This is a genomic window from Streptomyces sp. NPDC102259 (assembly GCF_044766465.1).
Taxonomy (GTDB): domain Bacteria; phylum Actinomycetota; class Actinomycetes; order Streptomycetales; family Streptomycetaceae; genus Streptomyces.
In genome coordinates this window covers 26,969-33,477 of the sequence record NZ_JBIWMA010000043.1, presented here as the reverse complement: position 1 = coordinate 33,477, position 6,509 = coordinate 26,969, and the positions used below count along the sequence as shown (strand labels likewise).

Genomic DNA, 6,509 nt, shown 5'->3' with positions numbered 1-6,509 from the left:
TCCTGGAAGGAGCGGACGAGTACTTCGTAGAACACGGCGCGTTTGAACCACTCGGGGTCGCGGTCCTTGGCGGGAGTGTCCTCGAAGGTGTCCGGGACAGGGGAGTTGACGGTCATGGCGGGCTGGGGCCTCCGATCGGCGATGCGGGTCACCGGACGTGGAACACGTGGGCAGGTGTCCGGCCGGGCTCCAGGCGCACGTAGTTCGTCCTGCCCCAGGCGTACGTCTCGCCGGTCAGTTCGTCGTGCACGGACAGGGACGCGCCGTCGTCCAGGCCGAGTTGCGGCATGTCCAACGACACCGTCGCCTCCTGGGTGTGGTGGGGGTCGAGGTTGACGACCACCAGAACCGTGTTCGAACCCGCCCGCTTGCTGTACGCGATGACGGACGGGTTGTCCGTGCCGTGGAAACGGAGGTTCCGCAGCCAGTGCAGCGCCGGGTTCGCCCGCCGGATCTCGTTGAGCCGGGTGAGCAGCGGGGCGATGCTGCGGCCCTCCCGTTCGGCGGCCGCCCAGTCACGGGGCTTGAGCTGGTACTTCTCCGAGTCGAGGTACTCCTCGCCGCCTTCCTTGAGCGCCGAGTTCTCGCAGAGTTCGTAGCCGCTGTAGACGCCCCAGGTCGGCGAGAGGGTGGCGGCGAGCACGGCGCGGATCTCGAAGGCGGGACGGCCGCCGTGCTGGAGATAGGCGTGCAGGATGTCGGGGGTGTTGGCGAAGAGGTTGGGCCGCATGTAGGAGGCGGCGTCCCCCGAGAGCTCGGTGAGGTACTCGGTGAGCTCATCCTTGGTGTTGCGCCAGGTGAAGTACGTGTACGACTGCTGGAAGCCGATCTGCGCAAGGGTGTGCATCATCGCGGGGCGGGTGAAGGCCTCGGCAAGGAAGATCACGTCGGGGTCGGTGCGGTTGACGTCCGCGATGACCCGCTCCCAGAACACCACGGGCTTGGTGTGCGGGTTGTCGACCCGGAAGATCCGCACCCCGTACGACATCCAGTGCCGCAGGACCCGCACGGTCTCGGAGATCAGGCCCTTCATGTCGGCGTCGAAAGCGATCGGGTAGATGTCCTGGTACTTCTTCGGCGGGTTCTCGGCGTAGGCGATGGTCCCGTCCGGCCGGTGGTGGAACCACTCGGGGTGCTTGTGCACCCAGGGGTGGTCGGGGGAGCACTGGAGGGCGAAGTCGAGGGCGATCTCCAGACCGAGCTCGCCGGCCCGCTCCACGAACCGGGCGAAGTCCTCGATGGTGCCGAGGTCCGGGTGGACGGCGTCGTGGCCGCCCTCCGGCGAACCGATCGCCCAGGGCACCCCGACATCGTCCACCGCGGCGTTCAACGCGTTGTTGCGGCCCTTGCGGAAGGTGGTGCCGATGGGGTGGATGGGCGGGAGGTAGACGACGTCGAAGCCCATCGCGGCGATGGCGGGGAGCCTGCGCGCGGCGGTGCGGAACGTGCCGTGCGGGCGCTCCGCGGTCCCCTCGGAACGCGGGAAGAACTCGTACCAGGCGCCGTACAGGGCGCGTTCACGCTCGACCAGCAGCGGCAGCGGCTCCGACGCGGTGACGAGGTCCCGCAGCGGATACCGGCCCAGCACGGCGTCGACCTCGGGCGTCAGCGCCGCCGCGTAGCGTTCGGCCACCGGAGCCGAGTCGTCGAGCAGCCTCTTCGCCGCGTCCCGCAGCAGGGTGCGTTCCGGTCCGCGAGGGGCCTTGGCGGCCGCCCGCTCGTAGAGCTGACCGCCCTCCTCCAGAACCAGACCCGGGTCGATCCCGGCCGGGATCTTGATCTCCGCGTGATGGCGCCAGGTGGCGATCGGGTCGCTCCAGGCCTCCACGGTGTACGTCCAGCGGCCCATGGCCCGCAGGGTCACATCGGCTCCCCACCGGTCGCTGCCGGGGGTGAGTTCGCGCATCGGTGTCCAGGGCCCGCGGCCGCCGTCGGGGTTCTTGAGGACCACGTTGGCGCCGATGGCGTCGTGGCCCTCGCGAAACACCGTCGCGGAGATCCGCACCGTCTCCCCGATCACGGCTTTCGCCGGCCGCCTACCGCACTCCACACGCGGTTCGACGTCCCGTACCGGGATACGGCCGATCGCCCTGGTGGACTTCACCCTTGCACCTCCGCTGGCTCGAAAATGGCTTCGTCCGCCCGGTGTTGGGCGAACGGACTGCACCCGCGCGCGGGGTTTACGTCTCCGCGGGCAGGCGGGGGAGCGGCCGGGTCGCGGAGAGCCGCGCGACCCCGTTCCTCCGGCTCAGGCCCCAGCGCTCCCGGTGCAGGGCGTCCACACCTGCCCGCAGATACTGCTCGGCGGCCTCCGCGGCCTCCCGTGCGCAGCGCTTGCCCATCAGCACGCAGAGGGTGTAGCCGCAGTCCTCGAACGCGGCCCGCGCCGTGCGGTCCTCGGGTCGCGCCAGCATGTCCCGCTCCCAGGCCCGGTAACTGCGCAAGGTCCTGGCGACTTCTGTCTTCGCTGGTTGCAGCATCGCGCTGTGCACCTTCCGGGAGTTCAAGCAAGGGGGAGATCGCTCGAGGCGGCCGGGTCGGTCCGTTGCGCGGAGACGCGAAGTGTCCGACCTTGTGAGGCCTTCACTTATGGTGCACGGCGCATCACCCAACGTCCTGTTGGATCTTGGTCGTGGTGTGCTCGTGTTGCACGAATGGCGTATCAGTCCCACTGTGGTTGTGACTCTGAAGCGATTACCGCTCACGCTTCGTATTGGGGAACTCTGGCCCGTCGGGCCGAGCAGGAGTGGGAGCCTCGCCGGTGAGGAGCGAACGACGATGAAGACAGCAGTCCCCTGCTACTACCACCTCGATGTGGACGTCTGTCCGGAACGGGTCGGACAGGTCAGGCGCATCCTGGCCGCCCACCTGTCCCACTGGGAGCTCGAGACGCACGTCGAGTCCGTCTGCCGCGGCGCCGAGATGCTGCTGACCGCGATCGACGAGCACGCCGCGGACAAGCACACCTCGATCGAGATGTGGTGGAACGGACAACACCTGATCACGGCCATCGGGGGTCACGACCACCGGCTGCGTCCCGACCAGGACCTGCGAGCCTGTCTGGAGCGCATCGCCGTGATGAGCGACGGCTGGGGGTGCTGCACCACCGGCACCGGAAGCCAGGTCATCTGGTTCTCCCAGCGGGCCCGCTCCGGCGAACGCGTCCCGCTGGTGCCGACCGTGCCCGCGCCGAGCCTGCGCGAAGTGCGTCAAGTGCCCCGCGAACTGCCGGTGGCGGCCCTGGCCGCCCCCGCCGCGCCGGGCCGGGCGCACGGCGTCCTGGAGGCCGCCCGGTGACCTCACGGCCGCCCCGGAAGGACCGCAAGGAACGCACGACCCGCACGACCCGTACGACCCGTCCCGACCGGAGTGTCGAGGTGCCCGCCTGGTGCGGGCACCCCTTCCCGCTGGGCGCCGACTTCGACGGAGAGGGCACCAACTTCGCGCTGTTCAGCGAGGTCGCCGAACGCGTCGACCTCGTTCTGGTCGACGAAGACGGCACCACCCGGGGTGTCCCGCTGACCGAGGTCGACGGCTTCGTCTGGCACGCCTACCTCCCCGGGATCGGTCCCGGGCAGCGCTACGGCTTCCGGGTGCACGGGCCGTGGAACCCCGGGTCCGGCCACCGCTGCAACCCGGCGAAGCTGCTCCTCGACCCCTACGCGCGTGCCGTCGACGGCCAGATCGACAACCACGCCTCCCTCTTCGAGCGGGCCGGTGACCGACCCGACCCGGCGGACAGCGCCGGGCACACCCTGCTCGGCGTGGTCACCGACACCGCCTTCGACTGGGGTGACGACGAGCCGCCCCGGCGCCCTTACGCCGACACGGTGATCTACGAGGCCCATGTACGCGGAATGACCCGTACCCATCCCGAGGTTCCGCCCGCCCTGCGGGGCACCTACGCCGGCCTCGCGCACCCCGCCGTGACCGAACACCTCACCTCGCTGGGCGTGACGGCGATCGAGCTGATGCCCGTGCACCAGTACGTGCAGGACGGTGTGCTCACGGACCGGGGCCTGTCCAACTACTGGGGCTACAACACCATCGGCTTCTTCGCCCCGCACAACGCCTACGCCGCGCACGGCACCCGCGGCGAACAGGTCACCGAGTTCAAGTCCATGGTGAAGGCGCTGCACGCGGCCGGTCTGGAAGTGATCCTCGACGTCGTCTACAACCACACCGCCGAGGGCAACGAGAAGGGCCCCACCCTCTCCTTCCGCGGCATCGACAACGCCTCCTACTACCGGCTCGTGGACGGCGACTGGTCGCACTACTACGACACCACCGGCACCGGCAACAGCCTGCTCATGCGGCACCCGTACGTCCTTCAGCTGATCATGGACTCGCTGCGGTACTGGGTGACGGAGATGCATGTCGACGGCTTCCGCTTCGACCTCGCGGCCACGCTCGCCCGCCAGTTCCACGAGGTGGACCGGCTCTCCGCGTTCTTCGACCTCATCCAGCAGGACCCCGTGATCAGCCGCGTCAAACTCATCGCCGAACCCTGGGACGTCGGCGAGGGCGGCTACCAGGTGGGCAACTTCCCGCCGCTGTGGTCGGAGTGGAACGGCCCCTACCGTGACGCCGTACGCGACTTCTGGCGTGCCGAACCCGGCTCGCTGGGCGAGTTCGCCTCCCGGCTGACCGGCTCCTCGGACCTGTACGCGCACAGCAGGCGCCGTCCGCGCGCCGGCGTCAACTTCGTCACCGCGCACGACGGTTTCACCCTGCGCGACCTCGTCTCGTACAACGACAAGCACAACGAGGCCAACGGCGAGGGCAACCAGGACGGCGAGAGCACCAACCGCTCCTGGAACTGCGGGACCGAGGGTCCCACCGAGCGCCCCGCGGTCCTCGCGCTGCGGGCCCGGCAACAGCGCAACCTGCTCGCCACGCTGCTGCTCTCGCAGGGCATCCCGATGATCGGCCACGGCGACGAACTCGGCCGCACCCAGGGCGGCAACAACAACGCCTACTGCCAGGACAGCGAAGTCTCCTGGATCGACTGGCGGTTGACCGACGAGCAGCGGGGCCTGACGGACTTCTGCCGGCGACTCGTCGCCCTGCGCGCCGCCCACCCCGTGCTGCGGCGGCGCCGCTTCTTCCGGGGCGAGACCGTCAGACACGCCCGGCAGCCGCTGCCCGATCTCGTCTGGCTGCTGCCGGACGCGCGTGAGATGACGGCCCGCGACTGGCAGCGCGCCGACGCGCACAGCGTCGGCGTCTTCCTCAACGGCGACGCCATCGCCGAACCCGACCCCCGCGGCCGGCCCGTCGTGGACGACTCGTTCCTGCTGCTGTTCAACAGCTACTGGGAACCCGTCGTCTTCCGGCTGCCCGACGTCGCGTACGGCGAGCGATGGACGGTGTGCGCCGACACCGCGGAGCCCGACGGCGGACCGGACGAGACGGAGTACAAGGCGGGCGCGGAGGTGACGCTGGAGGCCCGCAGCCTCATCGTGCTGGCCCGGCCCCCGCGCCGCACCGGCTGAGACACCGGCCCCGCGCCGTTACCGGAGGGGCCGTTTCCGGTTTCCGGAGGGGACGGGCGTTTCCGGAGGGGGGCGGGCGCGCTCAGCGCCCCCGGCGCGAGGTCACCGTGAACTGGGCGCCGTCCGGGTCGCGCAGCACGGCCTCGTCGGCGGTCTCGATCAGCACGCTGCCGCCGTGCTTCTCCGCCGCCCGCGCACAGGTCGTCACGTCCGCCACGGCGAAGTGGACCTGCCAGTGCGGACGGATCGTGGGGTCGGGCGCCGCCTCCAGCGCGCCCGACTCGATCCGGGCGACGACGTCGCCCCCGCTGCGCAGCACGACCTCGCCGCGCTCGTAGTGGACCTCGACGCAGCCGGGACGGTCGGTGGCCCAGTCGAGGACCTCGCCGTAGAAGATGGCGGAGTCGAAGGCGTCGCGGGTGTGCAGCCTGATGAAGGCGGGCGCGTCCTGCCGCCAGGCCTTCCAGTTGCCGATCAGCTCGCCCTCCCAGACGCCGAAGGTCGCGCCGTCGCGGTCGGCCAGCAGCGCCGCCCGGCCCGGCGGAAGCGAGATCGGGCCCACCGCCACGGTCCCGCCGCGCTCCCGGGTCCTCGACGCGGCGTCGTCCGCGCTGGGTACGGCGAAGTACGGCGTCCAGGCGACCGCCATCTGCCACATCGAGGCGACGGCGGCCACCCCGGCGACCGGGACGGTGCCGACCAGTGCCGTACGGAAGTGGTCGCCGAGCACGCCCCGGCGCCACTCCCAGCCCAGGACCGCCCCGTAGAAACCCTGCGTGGCGTCCAGATCGCGGCTGGTCAGGCTCACCCAGCAGGGCGCGCCGAACACGGAGTGCGTGGAGACGGCTCCCCGTGCACCGGGGGCGGATGTCGGGCGACGGTTCATGGCACTCGCGTTTCTGGTCTCTCGGCCGGCGGGCGGGGGGCTGTCACCAGTGTCCGGCCGGAACCGTCCCGGGCGCCTGCCGAACGACGGGTGGAGCGGTGTCACGAGTACCGCGCGGAACGGCTGAT

5 protein-coding genes are annotated in these 6,509 nt (G+C 70.6%); 2 read left to right on the top strand and 3 right to left on the bottom strand.

Annotated elements, in window-relative coordinates:
- Nucleotides 1-148: 148 nt before the first annotated feature.
- Together ACIRPU_RS42775 and ACIRPU_RS42770 are read right to left on the bottom strand one after the other, a co-directional pair.
- Complete coding sequence (locus tag ACIRPU_RS42775) at nucleotides 149-2,104, bottom strand: alpha-1,4-glucan--maltose-1-phosphate maltosyltransferase (protein ID WP_403878192.1); 1,956 nt, start codon at nucleotides 2,102-2,104, stop codon at nucleotides 149-151.
- A 76-nt stretch (nucleotides 2,105-2,180) separates the two neighbouring features.
- Entirely contained in the window at nucleotides 2,181-2,480 is a 300-nt protein-coding gene (locus ACIRPU_RS42770) for a DUF5133 domain-containing protein (protein WP_403878189.1), read from the bottom strand.
- A 298-nt stretch (nucleotides 2,481-2,778) separates the two neighbouring features.
- On the opposite strand from ACIRPU_RS42770, the gene ACIRPU_RS42765 reads away from it, so the two are divergent.
- Both ACIRPU_RS42765 and glgX read left to right on the top strand, forming a co-directional pair.
- A complete protein-coding gene (locus ACIRPU_RS42765) occupies nucleotides 2,779-3,297 on the top strand; it encodes a pep a2 (RefSeq protein WP_403878186.1) in 519 nt (172 codons plus the stop codon).
- 80 nt (nucleotides 3,298-3,377) lie between these two features.
- Nucleotides 3,378-5,495: a glycogen debranching protein GlgX gene (gene glgX, locus ACIRPU_RS42760; RefSeq protein ID WP_403878198.1), complete on the top strand. Its 2,118-nt coding sequence runs from the start codon at nucleotides 3,378-3,380 to the stop codon at nucleotides 5,493-5,495.
- An 82-nt stretch (nucleotides 5,496-5,577) separates the two neighbouring features.
- Here the strand turns inward: glgX and ACIRPU_RS42755 are convergent, their stop codons facing one another.
- Complete coding sequence (locus tag ACIRPU_RS42755; protein WP_403878183.1) at nucleotides 5,578-6,381, bottom strand: VOC family protein; 804 nt, start codon at nucleotides 6,379-6,381, stop codon at nucleotides 5,578-5,580.
- Nucleotides 6,382-6,509: the final 128 nt, after the last annotated feature.

Excerpts from the sequence above, each read along its gene's own strand:
- ACIRPU_RS42755 (WP_403878183.1), bottom strand. The coding sequence starts at position 6,381 with ATGAACCGTCGCCCGACATCCGCCCCCGGTGCACGGGGAGCCGTCTCC.
- ACIRPU_RS42765 (WP_403878186.1), top strand. The coding sequence starts at position 2,779 with ATGAAGACAGCAGTCCCCTGCTACTACCACCTCGATGTGGACGTCTGT.
- ACIRPU_RS42770 (WP_403878189.1), bottom strand. The coding sequence starts at position 2,480 with ATGCTGCAACCAGCGAAGACAGAAGTCGCCAGGACCTTGCGCAGTTAC.